The sequence below is a fragment of the Allomesorhizobium aridi genome (assembly GCF_043769475.1).
Classification (GTDB): Bacteria; Pseudomonadota; Alphaproteobacteria; order Rhizobiales; family Rhizobiaceae; genus Allomesorhizobium.
In genome coordinates, this window is the sequence record NZ_CP171729.1 from 1102760 (window position 1) to 1126199 (window position 23440).

Consider the following 23440-nt stretch of genomic DNA (forward strand, 5'->3'; position numbering starts at 1 on the left):
TGCTGGTGAGGCCCAACGCATAAAGCGGTGCGCTGGCGGGCGCAACCGGACATGCTGGCAGGCCGGCGGAAGTCGTTTGAGCCAGAACGGCTTTTGGCAGGCTGAGCCCAAATTCGCGGCAAAACCAGTTGCCTGGCGGCCATTTCGTGGCCAATTGGCCTAGCGAATGGTCATTTTAGGCTCTGGATTTTCAAACTCTTGCCGATTCAGTCATTCCACTTGACCTCACTAAAATAATCGCCTTCGATGCAGTTCGTGAACGGGAGCTCAGCACGCGCGTCTTTTAGCGATGCCACGTTTCGGAAATGGGCCGGAGCGGAATGCTGCTTTCGCACGAAAAAAACAGGGATTCGATCCCGAACAACAGAAAAGGGTTAGCGGGTATGAAACACACTGTGAAAGTCATTCTCGGCGCGGCCGTGCTCGGAATGGCGGCTTCGGCCGCTTCCGCCGCCACGCTGGACGATGTCAAGGCGAAGGGGTTCGTGCAATGCGGCGTCAACACCGCTCTTGCCGGATTCTCGGCGCCGAATGACAAGGGCGAATGGACCGGCCTCGATGTCGATTTCTGCCGCGCGGTCGCGGCTGCCGTATTCGGCGACGGCACCAAGGTCAAGTTCACCGGCCTGAGTGCCAAGGACCGCTTCACCGCACTGCAGTCGGGCGAAATCGACATCCTGTCACGCAATACGACCTGGACGGTCAACCGCGACACGGCGCTTGGTCTGAATTTCGGCGGCGTCACTTATTACGACGGCCAGGGTTTCATGATCAACGCCAAGAAGCTGCCCGGCGTTAATTCGGCGCTGCAGCTTTCCGGCGCCTCCGTTTGTGTCCAGGCGGGCACCACGACCGAATTGAACTTGGCGGACTACTTCAAGGCCAACAACCTCGAATACAATCCCGTTGTCTTCGAGAAATTCGAGGAGGCGAACGCCGCCTACGACGCGGGCCGTTGCGATGCCTATACGACGGACCAATCCGGCCTCTACGCGGTGCGCTTGCAGATGTCGGCGCCGGACGACCATGTCGTGCTGCCCGAGATCATCTCCAAGGAGCCGCTCGGACCCGCCGTGCGTCAGGGCGACGACCAGTGGTTCGACATCGTCAAATGGACCTATTTCGCGCTGCTCAACGCCGAGGAAGCGGGCGTCACCCAGGCCAATGTGGAGGAGATGAAGAACTCGCCCAACCCGGACATCAAGCGGCTGCTCGGCGTGGAGGCTGAGACGAAGATCGGCACCGACCTCGGGCTCGACAATGCCTGGGTTGCCAACATCATCAAGGCTACCGGCAACTATGGCGAGATTTTCGAGCGTAACGTGGGCAAGGATAGCCAGCTGAAGATCGCGCGGGGCGTCAACGCCTTGTGGACCAAGGGTGGCCTTCAATACGGCATGCCCATCCGCTGACCGCCGCACGGGCCGGAGGGGATTTCCCTTCCGGCCTTTGGGTCTTTTTGCCCCAGTCATAGGAAGGGGAACCCTGTGGCGACCCAAGACATCCTGCACGCTGAGCCTGCCAAGGCTTCGATCCTCTATGATCCCAAGGTGCGCAGCCTGGTGTTCCAGGTGGTGCTCCTTGTGCTGCTGGTTCTCGGCGTCTGGTGGATCGTCGACAATACGATCGAGAACCTGCGTCGCTCGAACATCTCGACCGGTTTCGCCTTTCTTCGGGGTCGTGCCGGATTCGATATTTCGGACAGGCTGGTAGACTATTCGTCGGACTCCTCCTACGGCCGCGCGCTGCTCATCGGGTTTCTGAACACCCTGGTGATTGCCATCACCGGCATTATCGCGGCCACGATCATCGGCTTCCTGGTCGGCATTGGCCGGCTGTCCCACAACTGGTTGATCCGGAAGATCGCCACGGTCTATGTCGAGTTGTTCCGCAACATCCCGCCGCTGCTCGTTATTCTCTTCTGGTATCAGGGTGTGCTCGCGCTGCTGCCGGCGGTGCGCGACAGCTACGGGCTGCCGTTCGGCTCTTACCTGAACAATCGCGGTTTTTATTTTCCGAAGCTCATCTGGGGCGAGGGCGCCTGGCTTATCCTCGCCGGTCTTGTTCTCGGCGTCGCATTCAGCTGGTTCGTCGCCTACCGTGCGCGCCAACGGCAGATGGCGACGGGGCAGCAATTCCCGGTGTTTCTGACCAGCCTGGCGCTGATTATCGGCATGCCGTTGCTCGGACTTGTCCTCGGCGGCTTCCCGGTCACCCTCGATTTTCCGCAGAAGGGCACTTTCAATCTGACCGGCGGAACCAATGTGAAGCCCGAGTTCCTGTCGCTTTTCCTCGCGCTTTCCTTCTACACGGCGGCCTTTATCGCCGAGATCGTGCGTGCCGGCATTGTCGGCGTCAGCAAGGGGCAAACCGAAGCCTATTCGGCGCTTGGGCTTAGTTCGGGGCAAGGTCTCAGGCTGGTCATCATTCCGCAGGCGATGCGTATCATCATCCCGCCACTGACCAGCCAGTTTCTCAACCTGACCAAGAACTCGTCGCTGGCGGTGGCGATCGGTTATCCCGACCTCTACGCGATCGGCGGGACCATCCTCAACCAGACCGGCCAGGCGATCGAGATCGTCGCCATTTTCATGGTCATCTATTTGAGCTTGAGCCTGCTGACGTCGCTGTTCATGAACTGGTTCAACGCCAAGATGGCGCTCAAGGAGAGATGAGCCATGGATGAACATGATCTCTCCTGGGTGCGCACCGAGATGACGCTTGCGCAAGCCGCGCCGCGGTCGGAGGTTGGACTGGCGGCATGGGCCCGCAAGAACCTTTTCGCGTCGCCCCTGGATTCCGCCTTGACGATTCTTGCGGCGCTGGCACTCGCATGGGCGCTGCCGCAGATACTGAACTGGTTGTTTTTCAGCGCCGTATGGAGCGGCGCCGACCGTACGGCCTGCCTGACAACCGAACAGGGCGGCCAGCTTCCGGTCGGCTGGTCGGGTGCATGCTGGCCGTTTGTAAGCGGCAGGTTCGGACAGTTCATGTTCGGTCGCTATCCGCTCGACGAGCGCTGGAGAGTCATTCTTACCGGCATCATTTTCGTTGCATTGCTGGTGCCGCTGCTCACCCCGCGCGCACCGTTCAAGCGACTGAATGCGATCCTGTTTTTCGCAATTTTTCCCTTCGTCGCGTTCGTCCTGCTCCTTGGCGGGTATTTTGGACTGCCCTATGTCGAAACGCCGCTTTGGGGCGGCCTGATGGTCACGCTGGTGATCTCTTATGTAGGCATCGTGGTGTCCCTGCCGCTCGGCATACTTCTGGCGCTGGGGCGGCGCTCCAAAATGCCCGCAGTGAAACTGTTGTCGGTGATCTTCATCGAGGCCATTCGCGGCGTGCCGCTGGTGACGGTGCTGTTCATGGCGAGTTTCATGCTGCCGCTGTTCGTTCCGCCCGGCATAACCTTCGACAAGCTGCTGCGGGCGCTGATCGGCGTCGCCTTGTTCGCCTCCGCCTACATGGCCGAGGTGGTACGAGGCGGCCTGCAGGCGATCCCCAGGGGCCAGTATGAAGGCGCCGATTCGCTTGGCCTCAGCTATTTGCAGAAGACGCGGCTCATCATCCTGCCGCAGGCGATCAAGCTCGTCATTCCGGGTATCGTTAACACCTTCATCGGTCTGTTCAAGGACACGACGCTGGTGCTGATCATTTCGATGTTCGACTTGCTCGGTGTGGTGAAGCAGAACATTTCGGGCGATCCGACCTGGGCAACGCCGCAGACCGCCAAAACCGGGTACGTCTTTGCCGCCGCGGTCTTTTGGATGTTCTGCTTCGGCATGTCGCGCTATTCCATGTACATGGAACGCCGGCTCGATACCGGCCACAAACGATAAAAGATAAGGGGAACTGCCGATGGTCATCGAAAACGCAGTCAGCGCCGACGAGATCAAAGTCGATGTCAAGAAAATGCATGTCTCCGACACCGATGTCGCCATCGACATCGTCAACATGCACAAATGGTACGGCGATTTCCACGTCCTCAAGGACATCAATCTGAGAGTGATGCGCGGCGAGCGTATCGTCGTGTGCGGCCCTTCCGGTTCGGGCAAATCGACGATGATCCGCTGCATCAACCGGCTGGAAGAGCACCAGAAGGGCAAGATCATCGTCGATGGCAAGGAACTGACCAACGACCTGAAGAAGATCGACGAGGTCCGCCGCGAAGTCGGCATGGTGTTCCAGCATTTCAACCTGTTTCCGCACCTGACGATCCTGGAAAACTGCACGCTGGCGCCGATCTGGGTGCGCAAGACGCCGAAGAAACAGGCCGAAGAGATCGCCATGCACTTCCTGACCCGGGTGAAGATACCGGAGCAGGCCAACAAATATCCGGGCCAGCTTTCGGGCGGCCAGCAACAGCGCGTGGCGATAGCGCGTTCGCTGTGCATGAATCCGCGCATCATGCTGTTCGACGAGCCGACCTCGGCGCTCGATCCCGAGATGATCAAGGAAGTGCTGGAGACCATGGTCAGCCTCGCCGAGGAAGGCATGACCATGATTTGCGTGACGCACGAAATGGGATTTGCCCGCAAGGTCGCCAACCGGGTGATCTTCATGGATCAGGGCCAGATCGTCGAGCAGAACATGCCGAGCCAGTTCTTCGACAACCCGCAGCACGAGCGCACGAAACTGTTCCTGAGCCAGATTTTGCACTAGGCGAAGGCTGCTCTGGTGGAACGCCGGCGTCAAAGCGCCGGCTTCGCCTCGCAGCGCCATAATTCAGCAGACCATTCACGCAGTTCTTCGTCCATGGGGGATCATGAGAAAGTTTGCGCGGCGGCTTTGCCTGGCAGTCGTCGCCACAGCATTCGCGGTTGCGTTGGGAATGCTGGTTCCACGCCCGATCTTTTCCGCCGCCGAGGCTGAGGACGCTGCCGCAACGCGGCGTATCCTGGTGCTGACCAATCCGATACACACCGATATCGCGATTCCCATCGACGCCCGCATACGTGACAAGTTTGCGTTTCTGGAACAGGCCGGCATTCCGGCGGGTCATCACGATGCCCGCTGGCTGGTTTTTGGCTGGGGTGGGCGCGCCTTCTATCTTGAAACGCCGGCTTGGAGCGAGTTGAAGCCGCTCCCTGTATTTAAGGCGCTGACGCTCGACCGCTCGGTCATGCATGTCGATGTAGCCGGCGAGATAGCGGAACCGCACCCCGCGGTCACCGGCTTCGATGCGAGCGAAGCCGAGTTCGACCGTCTCGTCGACTTCATCGCCGACAGCTTCGAGCGTGGGGAGGATGGGCCGATCCTTATTGCCGGCGCCGAATACGGCTCAGACGACCGGTTTTTTGAATCAAAAGGCTATTTCAACGCGTTCGCCGGTTGCAACACCTGGACCGCACGGGCGCTGCGCGAGGCAGGACTAAGGACCGGATGGTGGAATCCGCTGCCCGCGACACTGGCTGTGTCGCTACGGCTCTACAATTGACCTTCTGTCAGAGTTCACTGGGCTCCCATCCGTAGAGCCAGTCGAGGTCGGCGGCGAGTTTTTCGGGCGGACGCGTCTTCAGCACCAGATTTCGCGCGAGCGCCACCGGCCCGGATGCGTGCCAGGCGAAGCGGTTGAACGCCCCGCGCCGCGCGACTTTTTCGACGCGTGGGCGGCGGGCGGCCTCCCAAGCGGCAAGCGCTTTAGCGAGATTGTCGGGAGCGGCTGCGACGTTGGCGGCCAGCGTCCAGGCATCTTCGACAGCCATGGCCGCGCCCTGCGCCGCAAATGGCGTCATCGCATGGGCGGCGTCACCGATCAGCGCTACGCCGGGGAAAGTCCAGGGCGGCCTGCGGTCGACCGTGTGGACAGGCCATGCGGTCCATGGGCCGGCCTCGTCGGCGAGCCGGGAAAGCACCGGTGCGGTGGAGCGCATCGCCCTTCTGAGCGGCGCGACGTCCGCTTGGCCCGACCAGGTCTCGGCAAACCCTCGGGCAGGCGTGAAGGCGGCAAGGTTGATTGCCGCGCCGCCGCGAACCGGATAGGCGATAAGGTGGAAGCCGCTGTGCAGAAAGGCGGTAACCGCGTCCGCGGACGTGATCTCGACCAGCGCCCTGCCGGCCGGGCTGTCCGAAGGCAGCGTCGTCCGCCAGGCGACTTCCCCGGAATAGCGGCTCTGGCGCGATCGGCTGAAATGCGCCCGCACTGCCGACCTGACGCCGTCGGCCCCGACAAGCAGCAGCCCGCCTGCTTCGCTTCGCCCGGCCTCGCCGGCGATTGTCACCACGACGCCGGCGCTCGATTGCGCCAGGCCGGTAACGGCCGCGCCCGTGACCAGGCGGATGCCGGATGTCTCGTTGACCCGTGAAAGCAGCGCGCCTTGCAGGTCGGCACGGTGCAGCGCGAGGTAGGGGGCGTTCCAGCGCCTTTCGGCGGCCTCGCCGAGCGGCACCCGAGCAAGCTCGGCGAGCGTGCGGCCGTCGCGCAGGAGCACGGCACTCGGACGCACGGCAGTCTCAAGCAGCGCAGGAAGCACGCCAAGCCGACCGAGGATGCGGGTCGCGTTGGGCGAGAGCTGGATGCCGGCCCCGACTTCTTCCAGTTGCGGCGCGCGCTCGAACACCTGAACGGAAAAGCCGCGCGACGCGAAGGCCAGAGCGGCGGCAAGCCCTGCAATGCCCGCGCCGGCGATGATGATCTGGTTTTGCGGCGTACCGTTCACCGGACGGCCGGACCGGACGTCCGGTCAGGCGGCGCGGTGATAGAAGCTGCCTTCCGGCCGCGTTTCATCGGTCCTCAGCGAAGCGTTGAAGCGAAAGAGGGTCGAGCAATAGGGGCAGACGATCTCGGAATCGCTCCCTATATCAAGGAAGACATGCGGATGGTCGAAGGGCGGATTGGCGCCGACGCACATGAATTCCTTGACGCCGATTTCGATGACGGGGTGGCCCGCATCGTTCTGAAAGTGGGGAATGGTGCCGCCGGCCATCTTTGTCTCCTGTCGCTTGCGCGTCGCGTCATAGCAAGCGCTTGCAGCATAGCCAATCCGTTTGCAAGACATGTGAAATGAAACTGTCGCAAAAGCCTGTCAGAAGCTAAGCTGAGCCGGATAACGGCCGAGAGCGATGCAAGGGACTACGGGAACATGAACGAACTAAAGCCGGTCCAGTCCGAATTCATCACGGTCGCCCCTGATGGCGAAGCGGGCTACGGCAATCCCGACCGCTTCGTCAACCGCGAGTTCTCCTGGCTGCAGTTCAATCGCCGGGTGTTGGAGGAATCGCTCAATCCGCGTCATCCGGCGCTGGAGCGCGTGCGCTTCCTGTCGATCTCGGCCGACAATCTCGATGAGTTTTTCATGGTCCGCGTCGCCGGCCTCGCCGGCCAGATCCGCGAGGGGATCACGCTCAGGAGCCCCGATGGCCGCACGCCGGAACAGCAGCTCGAGCAGTTGCTGGTCGAGGTCGGGCGTCTGCAGGAGGACCAGCAGAAGAGCCTGTCCATGCTGATGAGCCTCCTGAAGAAGGAAGGCATCGAGATCGTGACAGCGGAGGCGTTGAGCAAGGACGAGAAGGGCTGGCTGGAAAGCCATTTCCAGGAGCAGGTTTTTCCGGTTCTGACGCCGCTTTCCATTGACCCGGCGCATCCGTTCCCGTTCATTCCCAATCTCGGCTTCTCGATCGCGCTGCAGCTCCGCCACCGCAAGAATAACGAGCAGATGACGGCGCTGCTGCGCCTGCCGGTGGCGCTCAAGCGCTACATCAGGCTGCCCGACCGCAAGGGCTCGGTTCGCTTTATCCCGATCGAGGAAACCGTCGGCGTTTTCATCGGCAGGCTTTTCCCGGGCTACGAGGTCAAGGGATCTGGCACCTTCCGCATCATCCGCGACAGCGATATCGAGGTCGAGGAGGAGGCCGAAGATCTGGTGCAGCTCTTCGAAACGGCGCTCAAGCGGCGGCGGCGCGGCTCGGTCATCCGTATCGAATTCGACGCGCAGATGCCGTGGGAGCTGCGCGACTTCGTGGCTGGGGAGCTAGGTGTGTCGGGCAGCCGCATAAGCGTGCTGACCGGCCCGCTGGCGCTCAACCAGATTTCGGAAATCGTCGCCATTCCTCGCGACGATCTGAAGTTTCCACCCTACAATCCGCGGTTTCCGGAGCGCATCCGCGAGCATGGCGGCGACTGCTTTGCAGCCATCCGCGAGAAGGACATCATCGTCCACCACCCCTACGAATCCTTCGACGTGGTCGTGCAGTTCCTGCGCCAGGCAGCCGCCGACAACGAAGTCGTCGCCATCAAGCAGACGCTCTACCGCACTTCCAACGACAGCCCGATCGTGCGCGCGCTGATCGACGCGGCCGAGGCGGGCAAGTCGGTCACGGCGCTTGTCGAGCTCAAGGCGCGCTTCGACGAGGAGGCCAATATCCGCTGGGCCCGCGACCTGGAGCGGGCCGGTGTGCAGGTTGTGTTCGGCTTCCTGGAGCTGAAGACCCATTCGAAAATGTCACTGGTGGTTCGGCGTGAGGACGGCCGCCTGCGTAGCTACGTCCATCTCGGCACCGGCAACTACCACCCGATCACCGCGCGAATCTACACCGACCTATCCTTTTTCACCACCGACCCGCTGATTGCCCGCGACGTCGCGCAACTGTTCAATTTCATCACCGGCTATGCCGAACCCACTGAGGAAATGCGTCTGGCGATTTCGCCATTTACACTGAGAAGCCGCATTTTGAAGCACATCGCGGATGAAATAACGCATGCGCGAGAAGGCCGCCCCGCGCGCATCTGGATGAAGATGAATTCGCTGGTCGATCCGGTCATCATAGACGCCCTTTACGACGCCAGTCGCGCCGGCGTCGAAATCGATCTCGTGGTGCGCGGCATATGCTGCCTCAGGCCGCAGGTGCCGGGCCTGTCGGAGAATATCAGGGTAAAATCGATCGTCGGCCGCTTCCTGGAGCACAGCCGCATCTACTGCTTCGGCAACGGACACGGCCTGCCGTCGGACGAGGCGATCGTCTATATCAGTTCGGCCGATCTGATGCCGCGCAACCTCGATCGCCGCGTCGAGACGATGGTGCCGATCACCAATCCGACCGTGCACGAACAGGTGCTCGGCCAGATTATGCTCGGCAACCTTGTGGACAACCAGCAAAGTTTCGAAGTATTGCCTGACGGCACCTCGCGGCGCGTGACGCTGGACGAGGGCGAGGAACCGTTCAACGCGCAGGAATATTTCATGACCAATCCGAGCCTTTCGGGACGGGGTGACGCGCTGAAGTCGCATGCCCCCAAGCGCATCGCGCAGTTCAAGCGCCGCAAGAAAACCATCGCGTCCGTCGACTGATGATCGCCCAATCCCAGGGCCGGCTGCAGGGCCGCCGGCCACTGTCGATCATCGACATCGGGTCGAACTCGATCCGCCTCGTCATCTATGAGGGCATCGCCCGTTCGCCGACCGTTCTGTTCAACGAAAAGATGCTTGCCGGCCTGGGCCGCGGCATCGTTTCGACCGGCAGGCTCGACCCGGAAGCGGTTACCCGCGCCATCGAGGAGTTCCGGAGATTTCGCGCGCTTTCGGACCAGGCCGGCGCGGAGGAGCTTCATGTCATCGCCACCGCCGCTGCACGCGAGGCGGTAAACGGTCCCGACTTCATCCACCGCGCCGAAAATATCCTCGGCACCGAAATCCGCGTGCTTAGCGGCCGCGAAGAGGCCCATTACTCGGCGCTTGGGGTGATCTCCGGCTTCCACCCGGCCGACGGCATCGCTGGCGATCTCGGCGGCGGCAGCCTCGAGCTTGTCGATGTGGCGGGCGAGGCGATCGGCGACGGCATCACTTTGCCTCTCGGCGGCCTGAGATTGCAGGATATGTCCAGGAACTCGCCTGCCGTAGCCGCACGGATCGCACGAGAGGAGCTTGCCAAGGCCAAGCTGCTCAAGGCCGGGCAGGGCAGGGTGTTCTATGCGGTCGGCGGCACGTGGCGAAACCTTGCCCGTCTGCACATGAACATGACCGGCTACCCGCTCAACGTCATGCACCATTACGAACTGGGCATCGAAAGCTCCTCCGCCTTCCTGAGGCAGGTCGCGCGCGGCGACATCGACAAGATGAAGGGCATCGAGGGCATCTCGAAGAACCGCCGCACCCTGCTGCCTTACGGCGCCGCCGTTCTGCTTGAGATCATCGCCGCGATGGAGCCGTCGAAGATCGTGGTCTCGGCGCTCGGCGTTCGCGAGGGCTTCCTGTTTTCGCTGCTATCGAAGCAGGAGCAGCGCCTCGATCCGCTGATTGCGGCCTCCGAGGAGCTTGCCGTGTTGCGCGCCCGCTCCGTCACTCACGCCCACGAACTGGTGCAGTGGACGGGGCAATCGCTTGCCGCCTTCGGTGTCGAGGAGACGGAAGAGGAAGCCCGTTATCGCCACGCCGCCTGTCTGCTGGCCGACATCGGCTGGCGTGCGCATCCCGAATACCGCGGCACGCAGTCGCTGAACATCATCGCGCATGCCTCCTTCATCGGCGTCGACCATCCCGGCCGCGCCTTCCTGGCGCTGGCCAATTTCTACCGCCACGAAGGGCTGTTCACCGAGGCGGCCGCTTCGGTGCTGACCGCGCTGGCAACGCCACGTTATGTCGAGCGTGCCCGGCTGCTCGGCGGACTGCTACGCGTCGTTTATTTGCTGTCGGCGTCAATGCCCGGCGTCATTCCGAAGCTCAGATGGGAAAACCGCGTCGGCGGCGCCTTGGCATTGGTCATTCCTTCCAGCCATGCCGGGCTGGCCGGCGAGCGCCCGGCCGGACGGCTGGCGCAACTGGGGAAGCTCACCGGGCGCAAGCTCGAACTCGCCGTGGAAGGCGAGCAGGCGATCTTCGCGATCAAATAGCAGACAGCCGCTCGCCTTCAGTCGCGCCTTGCGTCGACTGACAGCGCGCCAGGTCCATGGACGGCGAGAACCAGGAAGCCGCCGGCGATGGCGATGTTCTTCATCAGCGCCTGCATGTTCATCAGCACCAGCACCGGATCGTCGCCTCCCCGGCCGTAGTGGCCAAAATACGCGGCAGCGAGGCAGAACGCGGCAAGCAGCCAGCACGCGATCCGGGTCTGGAAGCCGACCAGGATACACAAGCCCGCGATCAGTTCGAATAGGCCGCTGGCCCATGTCACCAAGTCCGGCATCGGCAGGCCGAGGTCGGTGAAATAGGCAGTCGTGCCCTCGATGTCGCCGAATTTGTCGAAGCTGGCCAGGATGAACATGGCCGCAAGGAGAATGCGGCCGACGAGAACGATCGCGCTGCCAGTCATGGTAATTCCCCGAATTGCAGATCGGGAAAAGATACTGCGTTTTCGTTTGCGGGCGAGTCACGGCGAGCGCGTGAACGCAAAAAAGCCCGGGCGAACCCGGGCTTTTTTGAATGCGGATAAGATCAGCCGCGGCCGTCGACCGAAAGCGCACCGGCGCCGAAAGCTGCAAGCACGGCCAGCCCACCGGCAATCGCCAGGTTCTTCTGGAAGAACAGAAGCTGGACCTGGTCGGCAAAGTCGAGATGCGCGATCAGGGTGGCCGCGATGGTGAAGAGCGCCAGCGCGATTGCGGCGATTCGCGTCTGGTAGCCTACCAGTATCGCGAGACCGCCAAAGAGTTCGAGCAGGCCGACGAGAACCGCTACCACGGTCGGGAAGGGCAGGCCGATGCTGCCGAACCAGCCGGCTGTTCCGGCGATGCCGGTGAGCTTGGCGAAGCCAGCAAGAATGAAGATCAGCGAAAGCAGGACGCGTCCGACCGCGATCAGGGCGGCGTTGTTGGCGACGAAGCCGCTCTTGACGACAGCGACGTTGGAAGAAGACATGAGTGATTCTCCGGAGGGTTTATTCCTCCGCCAGATAAACGAATCCGGCCGCTCACCAAAGCCCGGAATTTGGCGACAGATCGTTCACAGGAGAATATTTTTCTAGCCGGGACGCGTCATGTCCTCGGGGCGGACCAGCCGCTCATATTCCTCTTCGGTGACAAGCCCGGTGGCGAGCGTTTCCTCGCGCAAGGTGGTGCCGTTCTTGTGCGCCGTCTTGGCGATTTTGGCAGCATTATCGTAGCCGATTTTCGGCGCCAGCGCCGTCACCAGCATCAGCGACCGGTCGAGCGCCGCCTTGATGTTGTCTTCGCGAGCCTCGATGCCCACGACGCAATTGTCGGTGAACGAGACCGCCGCGTCGGCCATGAGTTGCACCGATTGCAGGAAATTGTAGGCCATCAGCGGATTGTAGACATTGAGTTCGAAATGGCCCTGGCTGCCGGCGAAGGTGATAGCTGCATGATTGCCGAACACCTGGACGCAGACCTGCGTCAGCGCCTCACACTGGGTCGGATTGACCTTGCCAGGCATGATAGACGAGCCCGGCTCGTTTTCCGGCAGCGCCAGTTCTCCGAGCCCTGAGCGCGGGCCCGAGCCGAGGAAACGGATGTCGTTGGCGATCTTGAACAGGGCGGCCGCTGCCGCGTTGATCGCGCCGTGCGAAAAAACCATCGAATCGTGCGCTGCCAGCGCCTCGAACTTGTTGGGCGCCGTGACGAAGGCGAGGCCGGTGATGGCGGCGACGCGCTCGGCGACCTTTTCGGCGAAGCCGACCGGCGCGTTGAGGCCCGTGCCGACCGCGGTGCCGCCTTGCGCCAGTTCCATCAGCCCGGGCAGGGTCAACTCGATCCGCTTTATCGACGAAGCAACCTGCGCGGCGTAGCCGGAAAATTCCTGGCCGAGCGTCAGCGGCGTGGCGTCCTGCGTGTGGGTGCGTCCGATCTTGACGATATTGGCGAACGCCCTGGTCTTGGCTTCCAGGGCGGCACGCAGATGCCGTAAGGCGGGCAGCAGGTGATGAACGATCCGATCGGCGCAAGCGATGTGCATTGCCGTGGGATAGGTGTCGTTCGACGACTGGCTCATGTTGACGTGGTCGTTTGGATGGACCGGCTTCTTCGATCCCATGACGCCGCCCAGCATTTCGATGGCGCGGTTGGAAATGACCTCGTTGGCGTTCATGTTGGATTGCGTGCCGGAACCGGTCTGCCAGACCACCAGCGGGAAATGCTCGTCGAGCTTGCCCTCGATGACCTCCTGCGCCGCCTTGACGATCGTCTCGCCGAGCGCCGGATCGAGGCATCCAAGTTCCATGTTGGCTTCCGCGGCGGCGCGCTTGACGATGCCGAGCGCCCGCACCACCGACAGCGGCTGCTTTTCCCAACCGATCCTGAAATTGCCGAGCGAACGCTCGGCCTGCGCGCCCCAGTAGCGGTCGGCAGTGACTTGGATCGGCCCGAACGTGTCGGTTTCGGTTCTTTCAGCGCACACGGTCCGTCTCCCGGAAATTTTTCAATGCCGGCAACGGCCTACCGCTTTGCACAATGGGCTTCAAGCGCAGATTGGGCGGGCATTCGATACAAATCGGTTCAAAGCAGTGAACGCCCTGTACGCGCAAGCCTGAACGCTTCCGGGGGCTTGTAAAAGTGCCTCTGCAGGCGGGGGAGCAGGTCGCCTTGCCAAGCGGCGGAACTGGCCAGCGCCGATTGGTGGCGTGCGTGCGCCGCAGCATCGGCGAAGCGGAAGAACGCGACGAACACATTTTCATTGGCGCGCACCGGCAGGCGCGGAAAACTATTTTCCGCGTGTTCGGTGACGAAAGCGGCGAGGAGCGGCGCTCCGAGACCGGCAAGCTGCGGCGCTGCTTCCTTCCGGAACAAATCGACGAAATCCGCTTCCCCGGCGGGTTCGACGTGGAAGACCGTCGCCGTGACAATGGTGCCTGCGGGGTCGCGCCCGCCGCGTTCGGCTCCGGTGAGGTCGAAGGCCGAACCCGGCCATGCCGGCGTAAGCAACAGCACGTCGTCGGATGAGATCATCGTGGCGTTGGCGGCGTCCTTGTGCTCGGCCCAGACCGGACCGCCATAGAAGGCTTCCAGCGACGCCCGCCGCGCTTCCATGTCGTCGAAGCCGCGCAGCCAGATAAGCCGATCGGGACGGTCCAGGTCGCGGAACTGGCCGATGACCTTCATGCCGGTCTCTTCCTGTGGTTCGACGAGATGGTTGTCGAAGACGTCGATCAGCGCATCACGCCTGCCGGGATGGAGCGTATACTGGCGCAGTTCGACGACCGGCGAGAACCTCGTTTGCGCGCCGTTTGCGAATACGCCGGCAGTCCAGGCCTGTTCGTCCATGCAGTTTCTCCAAAACAGGGTGATTGCCCTGTTAATAACAGACCGGTTGCCCGGTTTTGTCAATGTGCTATTTTCGCGGTGAAGGAGTGCGGTGATGGTTGGACGAACGGGAAGCCCGCACAGACGGACGAACGACCCCGAAGGCATGCGGCAGAGGATACTGGACGTGGCCGAACTGGCCTTCCAGGAACGAGGGTATCACGCTACCAGCCTGGGCGACCTGATGCAGGCCGCGGGGGTGACGGGCGGCGCGCTGCACCACCATTTCGCGACTAAGAAGGCGCTTGGCATGGCGGTGATCGCCGAGCGGGTGGCGGCGGCGGTGGAAGAGACATGGCTAAGGCCAATCGAGGAAGCGGCGTCGGCGCGTGAAGGCGTCGCCCAAGTCTTTGCGGCGGTGGCCGGCGAACTGGAGCGCCAAGGTTTCGTGCGCGGCTGCCCGCTCAACAATCTGGCGCATGAATTGTCGCTGGCCGATGACGATTTCCGCTTGGTGCTCGCCGGCATCTTCGAGGCGTGGCGGGAGGCCATCGCCGACAGGCTGCGGCTCGACCAGGAAAGCGGCGCGGAGCAGGGAACCGATCCGGACCGCTTCGCCGCGCTGACGGTCGCAGCCTATTCCGGGGCGATGTCCATGGCCAAGACCGAGCAGGATGCCGGCATGCTGAGGGTTTGCGCCGAGGCGCTGGCGGCGGGCCGCTGACGCCCGCCCGGTCCGTTGCCCGAAAGGGCGGGGCTGCGTCAGACGAATCCCAACTGCTGTACCGTCTGGAACAGAGCGAGCAGCATGATGAGGCAGCCGACGAGCCGCAGAAGTGTCTGCTCGCGCATCGCCTTGACCATCCATCCGGCAAGTGGCGCGGCGACTATGCCGCCCACGATCAGCCCCAGCACTGAGCTTGCATGCGTCGACAGCGCCCCCGCCTCCTGCCAGTGCCCAGTGACGAGCGCGACGATGAAGGTGATGGACACTGCGAGCGTGATCAGGAATTCGCTGGCGTTGACGGTACCGATCACATAGCGGGGCGGTGCGCCGGCCCCGAGCAACCCAGTGACCACCATCGGCCCCCATCCGCCGCCGCCCGCCGCGTCCAGGAACCCGCCCGCCGCGCCCAGCGGCGCCACAAGGCGGGTCGGAACGGGATTGCTGGGGAGCTTGCGGAACGATCGGACGAACAGCCACAGCCCGATCACGGCGAGGTAGGTCGTGACATAAGGTTTCACCATATCGCCGTCGAAGGAGGTCAGCACGAAGGCGCCGAGGCAGCCGCCCAGAACGCCGAACGGCGCGAGCCGCCAGAACAGCTTCCAGTCGATATTGCGGTGATAGTGATGGGCGTAGCCGGATGCGCCCGTGGTGAATACTTCGGCCGCATGCACAGCGGCGGAAGCCTGCGCGGGCGGGACGCCGAAGGAGAGCAGCACGGTCGACGAGATCGCGCCGTAGGCCATGCCGAGCGCGCCGTCGACCGCCTGGGCAAGAAAGCCGACAACGGCGAACAGAATGAATTCAGTCATTGGTGTCCGCCATGAGAGAGCGCCGCGCCAGGCGCCCATGGATTGGACATGCCCGATATTTTTGCATGTAGAGCATGCCGGTGCACCCTTCGGCAAAGCACGATATTCCAGAGACGGCGACTGGCTTGGCGGAAACACCGCGACGCCATCCAAAATTTTGAAAAGCAGAATCCTCGAGTCTGGCGCAAAAGGCCGCTTCCCACGTGGTTCGGTCTCGCCCGTGCCCATCAGCGGTGTTTGCCCACATGCAAGAGCGCCCCTCGCAGTGGTTGGTTGCGGGGGGCGCCTTTTGTCAAATTCGTTTCTTCGGATTTCTCCTCCGAAACTCCTTTGACACCGCGCAAACGCCGATGGCGGTCATTGGTTCCAAAAAATTTCGTGAGCCGCCGAATTTTTCCGACCGAGGTTTTGCCGCAAACAAAAGGGCGGCATCGCTGCCGCCCTTTCGGTAACTGAAGGCTAATGGGCTGGATTAGAAATCCATGCCGCCCATGCCGCCCATGCCGCCGCCGCCCATGCCGCCCGGCATGCCGCCGCCGGCCGAGTCCTTCTTCGGAGCTTCGGCGATCATGGCTTCGGTGGTGACCAGCAGGCCGGCGACCGAGGCCGCGTCCTGGAGAGCCGTGCGCACGACCTTCATCGGATCGACGATGCCCATGGCGATCATGTCGCCATATTCACCGGTCTGGGCGTTGAAGCCGAAGGTCACGCCCTTGTTGTCGAGGATCTTGCCGGCGACGATCGAGGCCTCGGCCCCGGCGTTGGCGGCGATCTGACGGGCCGGAGCCTGCAGTGCGCGGCGCACGATGTTGATGCCGGCCTGCTGGTCCGAGTTCACACCGGTCGCCTTGATGGCCTGCGAAGCGCGCAGCAGCGCAACGCCGCCGCCGGCCACGATGCCTTCTTCAACGGCTGCACGCGTGGCGTTCAGCGCGTCGTCGACGCGGTCCTTCTTTTCCTTGACCTCGACTTCGGTGGCGCCGCCGACGCGGATGACGGCAACACCGCCGGCCAGCTTGGCGAGACGCTCCTGCAGCTTCTCCTTGTCGTAGTCCGAGGTGGTCTCCTCGATCTGCTGCTTGATCTGGGCGACGCGGCCCTGGATCTCGGCCTTCTTGCCGGCGCCGTCGACGATGGTGGTGTTCTCCTTGGAGATCGACACCTTCTTGGCGCGGCCGAGCATGTTGAGGCCGACATTCTCGAGCTTGATGCCGAGGTCTTCGGAGATGACCTGGCCGCCGGTCAGGATCGCAATGTCCTCGAGCATGGCCTTGCGGCGATCGCCGAAGCCCGGCGCCTTGACGGCGGCGATCTTGAGGCCGCCGCGCAGCTTGTTGACGACCAGCGTCGCGAGAGCCTCACCCTCGACGTCCTCGGAGATGATGAGGAGCGGCTTGGAGGTCTGGACGACAGCCTCGAGGATCGGCAGCATGGCCTGCAGGTTCGAGAGCTTCTTCTCGTGCAGGAGGATGTAGGCGTCCTCGAGATCGGCGACCATCTTGTCCGGATTGGTCACGAAATAGGGCGAAAGGTAGCCGCGATCGAATTGCATGCCCTCGACGACCTCGAGCTCGGTCTCGGCGGTCTTGGCTTCCTCGACGGTGATGACGCCTTCATTGCCGACCTTCTGCATCGCCTTGGCGATCATCTCGCCGATGTCGGTTTCGCCGTTGGCGGAGATCGTGCCAACCTGCGCAACTTCCTCGGAAGTCTTGATCTTCTTGGTGTTCTTGTTGAGGTAGGCGACGACTTCGGTCACGGCCAGATCGATGCCGCGCTTCAGATCCATAGGGTTCATGCCGGCGGCAACGGCCTTGTGGCCTTCCTGCACGATCGACTGGGCCAGAACGGTCGCGGTCGTGGTGCCGTCGCCGGCGATGTCGTTGGTCTTCGAAGCGACTTCGCGGACCATCTGCGCGCCCATGTTCTCGAACTTGTCCTCAAGCTCGATTTCCTTGGCGACGGTGACGCCGTCCTTGGTGATGCGCGGTGCGCCGAACGACTTGTCGATGACGACGTTGCGGCCCTTGGGTCCGAGCGTCACCTTCACCGCGTCGGCGAGGATGTTGACGCCGCGCAGCATGCGCTCGCGGGCGTCACGGGAGAATTTTACGTCTTTAGCAGCCATTTTTTAGCTCCTGGGCTCAGTGCCCTTAAAAGTCTGTTGAAGAGGCGAACTGGTTTCGGCGGTTCAGCCGATGATGCCCATGATGTCGGATTCCTTCATGATCAGAAGGTCTTCGCCATTGAGCTTCACTTCGGTGCCGGACCACTTGCCGAACAGGATGCGGTCGCCCGCCTTCACGTCGAGCGGAACAAGCTTGCCCGCCTCGTCGCGCGCGCCGGAGCCGACGGCGATGATCTCGCCTTCCTGCGGCTTTTCCTTTGCGGTATCGGGGATGATGATCCCGCCGGCGGTCTTCGCTTCGGACTCGACGCGGCGAACGACCACGCGGTCATGCAGCGGCCGGAATTTCGACTTTGCCATTTTTGGATGTCCCTGGTGCGGATGTTGAACGGTTCTCCGTTGCCGGAGCGTGGTTAGCACTCGCCAGAAGCGAGTGCTAACGTGGCGGTGAAATAAGCCGTAGGCTGATACGAGTCAAGCTGGAAGAGGGTACGGGCGAAGAGCAAAAGATTTGGAATCGGCGCGGAAGCACCAGGCCCCTTTACGTGGGGAGAAAGCTCGTTCCGCACCTTTGCCGCCCGCCGCTCGTCCTGTCTGCCTCAAAACATCTCCGCCAGCGGAGCCTGCCTGGTGTGGCCGGCGGGGAAGGGCCTGAACGGCAGTTCGCCGAGCGACTTCTCGGCGAAGAGCGCGGCGCGGATATCCTCCGGGTCGGCGCGCATCAGGAAGCAGATCATGCCCATCGCCAGCGCCTGCGAGGGCGGCGTGTCGGTGAGGCCGGTTTCAGGCGACAGGCTGTCGCCGGGGAGCATCGCAGCCAGTTGGTGCGCCAGGGCGACGAGGCGGTCTATAGCGGCTTGGCATTCGGGGCTGAACTCGATCTCGGGTCTTGTCTTCCGGGTCATGTGGAGGTCTTTCCATGTTTGAGGGCGCGCGGGAGTGTTCCCGCGCTTCTTGTCGAAGCCGGGGTGTGGGAAGCGGCGCATGGCAGCGACGCCTAATCAATTTAATTTAGTGACGCGCTGCCATGCGCCGCCGGCGTTTTCTCCCCTTGCCGCTCCCGGCCCATGCCCTGTCCCGGTATTCTGGGACAGAGGCGCGGGCGCACAGGTTCGACCCGGGGCCGGAGCGCCCCGCACGACCATGCGGGAATCATCTCCGGCGCCACACTTGCCTGGATGCCGGTCGTGTACACCCGTTCCCACCAGCAAGCTGCGGGATGGAGTATGCGGGCAGCGCCAGGGGGTGTGGATAAAGCGAAGGAAAACATTCCTGACAGATGCTGACAGAGTGGGGCGCGTTGATCGCCATCCTGCACTTCCGCTGGCGTCCGGTCACGGCATGGGTCCTCGGGTCAAGCCCGAGGATGACGAAGCGGAGGTGCCTGGTGTCGGCGAAAGAAGAAGTGGGGCGCGGAGTAGAAGCTCTCAGCGCTGCGCCTCGGTCGCCATCCTGAGCGCGAGGCCGGCAAGCACCGTGCCCATAAGCCAGCGCTGGACGACCAGCCAGAGCGGCCGGCCGGCAAGGAAGGCGGCGATGGAGCCCGCCATGACGGCGATGATCGCGTTGACGGTGACGCTGATCGTGATCTGCACGCCACCGAGCGCGAGCAGCTGCGTCAGCACGCTGCCGTGCTCGGGGCTGATGAACTGCGGCAGCAGCGACAGATACATGACCGCGACCTTGGGGTTCAGGAGGTTGGTCATGAGGCCCATCATGAACAGCTTCCTCGCGCTGTCCTTCGGCAATTGCCGGACCTGGAACGGCGAGCGGCCGCCCGGCCGCACCGCCTGCCAGGCGAGCCACAGCAGATAAAGCGCTCCGCCGAAGCGCAGCGCGTCGTAAGCGTAGGGCACGGCGAGCACCAGCGCGGTGATGCCGAACGCGGCGCAGATGATGTAGAAGACGAAGCCCAGCGCCACGCCGCCCAGCGAGACCAGCCCCGCCATCGGTCCCTGCGACAGCGAACGCGAGATCAGGTAGATCATGTTGGGGCCGGGCGTCAGCACCATGCCGAGCGCGATCAGGGCGAAGGCTGCGAGGTTCGAAAGCTCGGGCATGGAAAAATCCTGGAATCTGGCGGACGACGGTCCGCTGGCGCGGGACGATGGCCGTGTCGCGCTGCGCTCAAGGTCTAGATCGGGGGAAAGGATTGTTCCACCACGCCGAAGCGGATGCCGCCGCAACGAAAACGCCCCGCCTGCGAGGGCGGGGCGTTTGCGGTTCCGCGATCCGGAGGCGCTATCCGACGATGCGCAGGTTGGACAGTTCGTCGGCGATTTCCTTGAACTTTTCCGCCAGATTGCTGCCGGTGGCGTTGTAGAACAGCTTCGTCGGCGTTCCGTCGGCATTCGTCTTGAAGCGGGACTCCGAGGCGCATGCGGTCAGGGCGTCGATGGCTTTCTTGTCCGCCGGCTTGGTCGCATCGAGATCGAGCGCGACGGTGACCACGATGACGTTCCCTTGGTCGGGAGCCTTCGCGTTGGCGCAGACCATCTGCATCTGCTCGTCCATAGCGGTCTGGTAGTTGGTGTTGGTGTAGGTTGATTTGCTTGCATCGGTCGTGTCCATGAACATGCGCGTGGTGCCGGTCTGGTCATAGCCCTTGCCCGTGTAGCCATAGGCGGCGTAGGTCGATTTGTTGTCGGCAGGATCGGTGTAACTCAGGTCTCCATAGGTGTTTGCGCCGTCAGTCAGCACGATGATGACCTTGTCGTTGCCTTTTTCGATATCCGGACGGCCTTCTGTGAAGGGCGCGCCGTGGGAGACCACGCGCCAGCCCCATGCAGTTCCTTCCGGTACGTTGGTGTTGCCGGTTGGCTTCATAGCGTCAATCGCGTCGAGGATGACCTTCTTGCCGTCAGCTGTGGTGACGTCGTGAAGCGGCGTGATCGCATTGGTGGTGCAACTGAAGTTCGGACCCTTGCCCGCTTGGGGCGATGGCGCTTGGTAGGGCCGCACCTCCAGGTATTTCGCCATGTTCTTTTGGCGTGCCTTATTAATCTCGAGGGTGTTGTCGCCCTCCACGCCGTCATTCCACCAGTTGTTCTGGGCATCGCGGTTGTCCGGGTACGGATCGGCGTCTGTCGCCCAGTTGTCGCCGGGCTCGTCGGGCGCGAACATGGGCACGAACAGGGTAGCCGGCTTGCTGGTGGTCGGCGTGGTGTCATTGTTGTTGTAGGGTGCCGGTCGGGCCTCGACGCAGCCCTGCCACAAGGCGAAAGGCCCCGGCGTATCGAGGTTGTAGCCTTCGATCTTCCAGCCATCTTCGGTACATCTGCCCTTGCTGTTCGTCTTCAGGCAAACCCACTCGCGGCTGGTCTCGACAAATTCTCGCGACACGACTTTCTGGGTGTCCATGTAGAGCGAGAAGCGCGTGAGCGGGGTATTTACGGACTCGCCCCATCCGGCGCCTCGCTTGTACCAGGCCGCACCCGTAAACTCGGCGTATCTATCTGGGAACATAGCAGGGCTCAGCGTCGTCCAGTCGAAATTCTCGTGATGGACGGGCGATATGCCCAACGTGTCCATCCAAGGCTGTTCATCGTTTGTAGGCCCGACATTGACGGAGGCCGAGAACGGCACCAACCCGAACTGGACCGGCTTCGGAACCTGCTTCATCATGGCGGCCTGGTTGGACATCGTTTCGACCAGTTGCTTGGCCGCCGCCTTGAGAAGGTCGATGCGCTGCTGGCCGGTGCCCGAGCCGTATTGGGACATCGAACCTGAATTATCGAGGACCAGCGCCACTTCGAGCGTGTTCTTCAGCCGCACTTCGGACTGCGCCTTGACGTCCACGGTTTCCTTTTCGCGCGGCTGGCCGATCAACGCGGCGAATGCCGGCAGGAAGTAGGGTTGGTATGTCAGCCCCGCCGTCAGCTTGAGGGTTCCGCCGCCGGCATTGTTGTTGGGCAGCACGACAGTGAGGGTGGTGTCTGCCGGGTTGACCGGACCCAGATTGGCTTCGAAGAAATCCCTGGCGTATTTCTTGATCGCGGCATCGTAGGCGGCCGGATCGGCTGTGCTGATCGCGCCGCTGACGATGTGGGCGCCCGTGGCCACGCTTGCGGCATCCAGCGCATTGAGTGTTATCTGGCGCTGCCTGGATAGTTCGGCATAATCGACGGCCAGCGCGATCCCGCCCAGGATCGGGACCGTCGCCACCACCATCATCATTGAAAAATTGCCGCGCTTGTCACTCGCAAACTTGCGGATCATATGCTTCGCACCCCTTACGCCTCAGCCCTAGGCCAGGGAACGATCTCACAAATCGTTAAAAAAACCGGCGCGAAAAACCGTTGAAATGCCCGGTGAAGGCTCACCCTCGGTTAACCATTCGGCCGGAGTTGGGGCGTCAGAGATGGGCAAGCCGCTCGGCGGAAGCCTCCGGCCCGCGGCGCAGGGAGGCGGCGAACCGCCGGCCGGTCATCAGGTTGACGCCGAGGTCGATCAGGCCGACCGCCTCCCCGTCGCCGGCAACGTCGGTCGCCACCACCGGCAGGTTTGCCGACACAGAGCGCCGGACGAGCGCCTCGGCCTCCGGGAGGGGAACCTGCGAGCGGTCGAGCAGCCGCGCCGCCGGAAGTTTCAATAGCGCGACGCCGCGGCTGCGCATCGTTTCGAGTTCCTCCGGCGATCCGGACCAGCCTTCGGCGGCGAGCCGGGCGCCGGTGGCGGCAAGAAGCGCCAGCGCCTGGCCATGCTGCCCGTCGGTAATGACGGCGGCCGGCGCGGACAGCACGAGGCTGCGCGCCAGTTGGGGATGCTGGCCAAGCAGCGTGAGCACCGTGGCGAATTCGGCGCCGTCGTCGAGCAACGCGCCGGATATGGCGACATGCAGCGGAGCCGCCTCGCCGGACGGGTGGGACGGGCGGTCGAGGGCGGCTGCCGCCGCCGCTACCATGAGCCGCTCGCAGGATGCCGACGCGATGCCCGGCAGGTCGAAATCGGCGCGGCCGAGTTCGATCTGTTCGCCGCCCGGCAGATCGGCAAGGGCGACCGCCTCGTGGCCGACCGCAGCCCCTTGCGAGATGGAGATGATAGGCTGGAGGCCAATCGCAATGCGCCCGGATGCGAGCGCGCGCTGGACGGCTGCGCGGCGCGAGGGGTCGAAGTCGGCTGCGTCCCCGGTTCCGACGAGGCGGGCGGCCGGATGCGGCACGATGGTCGCGCTTCTGGGGTGGGCGGCCGGCCTTGCATGGCGCGACGGCAGGCTAGCGGCCAGCGTTTCGAGCCTGCGCGACAGCGATGCGTCGATCTCGCCGATGGTAACGGCGTCGCCGTCGCTGCGCGCCGAAAAATCGCGCAGCGCAGCCTCGACCGAAAGCGCCAGGCGGCGGATCTCTCCGGCCGAACGATTGGCGCGCGCCAGCGCGATGGAGCCAAAGGCGGCGGCCACTGCGGCCAGCGTGAGCGCCGCGGCGCAGGTGGCGAGCACGATCTCCTCAAGCGCCCGGCCGCTGCCGACCATGCCCTGCAGGAAATAATAGGACAGGCCGCACAGCAACCCGGCCGAGGCGACGACAGACAATCCGCGCGGCATACTCTGAAACTTTCCCCGCAAGCGCCCCGGCGCTTCCCGAAAACCCCGCATCGGGCGAGCCCGACGCCCGGCCAATTTCGCATGCCGCGCGGCGGCTGTCAGCCGA

21 protein-coding genes are annotated in these 23440 nt (G+C 63.1%); 8 read left to right on the forward strand and 13 right to left on the reverse strand.

The features are described 5' to 3' along the window. Positions 1 to 383 precede the first annotated feature (383 nt). The 5 genes from ACG873_RS07365 (at position 384) to ACG873_RS07385 (ending at position 5437) form a co-directional block, all read left to right on the forward strand. Positions 384 to 1412: an amino acid ABC transporter substrate-binding protein gene (locus tag ACG873_RS07365; protein ID WP_394891127.1), complete on the forward strand. Its 1029-nt coding sequence runs from the start codon at positions 384 to 386 to the stop codon at positions 1410 to 1412. A gap of 75 nt (positions 1413 to 1487) precedes the next feature. Further along, entirely contained in the window at positions 1488 to 2675 is a 1188-nt protein-coding gene (locus ACG873_RS07370) for an amino acid ABC transporter permease (RefSeq protein ID WP_394891128.1), read from the forward strand. 3 nt (positions 2676 to 2678) lie between these two features. Next, on the forward strand, positions 2679 to 3839 hold the full coding sequence (locus ACG873_RS07375; RefSeq protein WP_394891129.1) for an amino acid ABC transporter permease: 1161 nt from the start codon (positions 2679 to 2681) through the stop codon (positions 3837 to 3839). 19 nt (positions 3840 to 3858) lie between these two features. Continuing rightward, a complete protein-coding gene (locus ACG873_RS07380; protein ID WP_394891130.1) occupies positions 3859 to 4662 on the forward strand; it encodes an amino acid ABC transporter ATP-binding protein in 804 nt (267 codons plus the stop codon). A gap of 103 nt (positions 4663 to 4765) precedes the next feature. Then, complete coding sequence (locus tag ACG873_RS07385; protein ID WP_394891131.1) at positions 4766 to 5437, forward strand: TIGR02117 family protein; 672 nt, start codon at positions 4766 to 4768, stop codon at positions 5435 to 5437. A 7-nt stretch (positions 5438 to 5444) separates the two neighbouring features. Here the strand turns inward: ACG873_RS07385 and ACG873_RS07390 are convergent, their stop codons facing one another. Together ACG873_RS07390 and ACG873_RS07395 are read right to left on the reverse strand one after the other, a co-directional pair. After that, positions 5445 to 6659, reverse strand: a complete 1215-nt coding sequence (locus ACG873_RS07390; RefSeq protein ID WP_394891132.1) for an FAD-dependent monooxygenase — start codon at positions 6657 to 6659, stop codon at positions 5445 to 5447. 24 nt (positions 6660 to 6683) lie between these two features. Then, entirely contained in the window at positions 6684 to 6926 is a 243-nt protein-coding gene (locus tag ACG873_RS07395) for a zinc-finger domain-containing protein (protein WP_394891133.1), read from the reverse strand. Positions 6927 to 7082: 156 nt separating this feature from the next. On the opposite strand from ACG873_RS07395, the gene ACG873_RS07400 reads away from it, so the two are divergent. Together ACG873_RS07400 and ppx are read left to right on the forward strand one after the other, a co-directional pair. After that, positions 7083 to 9287 (forward strand): RNA degradosome polyphosphate kinase, encoded by a 2205-nt coding sequence (locus ACG873_RS07400; protein WP_394891134.1) that lies wholly within the window; start codon positions 7083 to 7085, stop codon positions 9285 to 9287. After that, on the forward strand, positions 9287 to 10825 hold the full coding sequence (gene ppx / locus ACG873_RS07405; protein WP_394891135.1) for an exopolyphosphatase: 1539 nt from the start codon (positions 9287 to 9289) through the stop codon (positions 10823 to 10825). Before ACG873_RS07400 ends, ppx begins: the two co-directional genes overlap by 1 nt. Positions 10826 to 10842: 17 nt before the next feature. On the opposite strand, the gene ACG873_RS07410 is transcribed toward ppx, so the two are convergent. The 4 genes from ACG873_RS07410 to ACG873_RS07425 form a co-directional block, all read right to left on the reverse strand. Further along, the gene (locus ACG873_RS07410) at positions 10843 to 11244 is read right to left on the reverse strand and encodes a DoxX family protein (RefSeq protein ID WP_394891136.1); all 402 of its coding nucleotides are present in this window, start codon (positions 11242 to 11244) and stop codon (positions 10843 to 10845) included. Between the two features lie 122 nt (positions 11245 to 11366). Further along, complete coding sequence (locus ACG873_RS07415; RefSeq protein WP_394891137.1) at positions 11367 to 11789, reverse strand: DoxX family protein; 423 nt, start codon at positions 11787 to 11789, stop codon at positions 11367 to 11369. Between the two features lie 102 nt (positions 11790 to 11891). Beyond that, positions 11892 to 13301, reverse strand: a complete 1410-nt coding sequence (fumC, locus tag ACG873_RS07420) for a class II fumarate hydratase (protein WP_394893391.1) — start codon at positions 13299 to 13301, stop codon at positions 11892 to 11894. Positions 13302 to 13381: 80 nt separating this feature from the next. Further along, positions 13382 to 14146 carry an NIPSNAP family protein gene (locus tag ACG873_RS07425; RefSeq protein WP_394891138.1) on the reverse strand — a complete coding sequence of 255 codons (765 nt, stop codon included), beginning with the start codon at positions 14144 to 14146 and terminating at the stop codon, positions 13382 to 13384. Between the two features lie 94 nt (positions 14147 to 14240). On the opposite strand from ACG873_RS07425, the gene ACG873_RS07430 reads away from it, so the two are divergent. Then, entirely contained in the window at positions 14241 to 14849 is a 609-nt protein-coding gene (locus tag ACG873_RS07430) for a TetR family transcriptional regulator (protein WP_394891139.1), read from the forward strand. Positions 14850 to 14887: 38 nt separating this feature from the next. Here the strand turns inward: ACG873_RS07430 and ACG873_RS07435 are convergent, their stop codons facing one another. From ACG873_RS07435 to ACG873_RS07465, 7 genes are all read right to left on the reverse strand, one after another. Beyond that, positions 14888 to 15664 carry a sulfite exporter TauE/SafE family protein gene (locus ACG873_RS07435; RefSeq protein WP_394891140.1) on the reverse strand — a complete coding sequence of 259 codons (777 nt, stop codon included), beginning with the start codon at positions 15662 to 15664 and terminating at the stop codon, positions 14888 to 14890. A gap of 472 nt (positions 15665 to 16136) precedes the next feature. Further along, positions 16137 to 17792: a chaperonin GroEL gene (groL, locus tag ACG873_RS07440; protein WP_394891141.1), complete on the reverse strand. Its 1656-nt coding sequence runs from the start codon at positions 17790 to 17792 to the stop codon at positions 16137 to 16139. Between the two features lie 63 nt (positions 17793 to 17855). Next, entirely contained in the window at positions 17856 to 18152 is a 297-nt protein-coding gene (groES, locus tag ACG873_RS07445) for a co-chaperone GroES (RefSeq protein WP_214393390.1), read from the reverse strand. A gap of 239 nt (positions 18153 to 18391) precedes the next feature. Further along, the gene (locus ACG873_RS07450) at positions 18392 to 18697 is read right to left on the reverse strand and encodes a hypothetical protein (RefSeq protein ID WP_394891142.1); all 306 of its coding nucleotides are present in this window, start codon (positions 18695 to 18697) and stop codon (positions 18392 to 18394) included. A gap of 522 nt (positions 18698 to 19219) precedes the next feature. Next, complete coding sequence (locus ACG873_RS07455; RefSeq protein WP_394891143.1) at positions 19220 to 19852, reverse strand: LysE family translocator; 633 nt, start codon at positions 19850 to 19852, stop codon at positions 19220 to 19222. Between the two features lie 181 nt (positions 19853 to 20033). Next, positions 20034 to 22010 carry a pilus assembly protein TadG-related protein gene (locus tag ACG873_RS07460; protein WP_394891144.1) on the reverse strand — a complete coding sequence of 659 codons (1977 nt, stop codon included), beginning with the start codon at positions 22008 to 22010 and terminating at the stop codon, positions 20034 to 20036. Positions 22011 to 22146: 136 nt separating this feature from the next. Then, positions 22147 to 23334: an EAL domain-containing protein gene (locus tag ACG873_RS07465; RefSeq protein WP_394891145.1), complete on the reverse strand. Its 1188-nt coding sequence runs from the start codon at positions 23332 to 23334 to the stop codon at positions 22147 to 22149. Between the last annotated feature and the right edge of the window lie 106 nt (positions 23335 to 23440).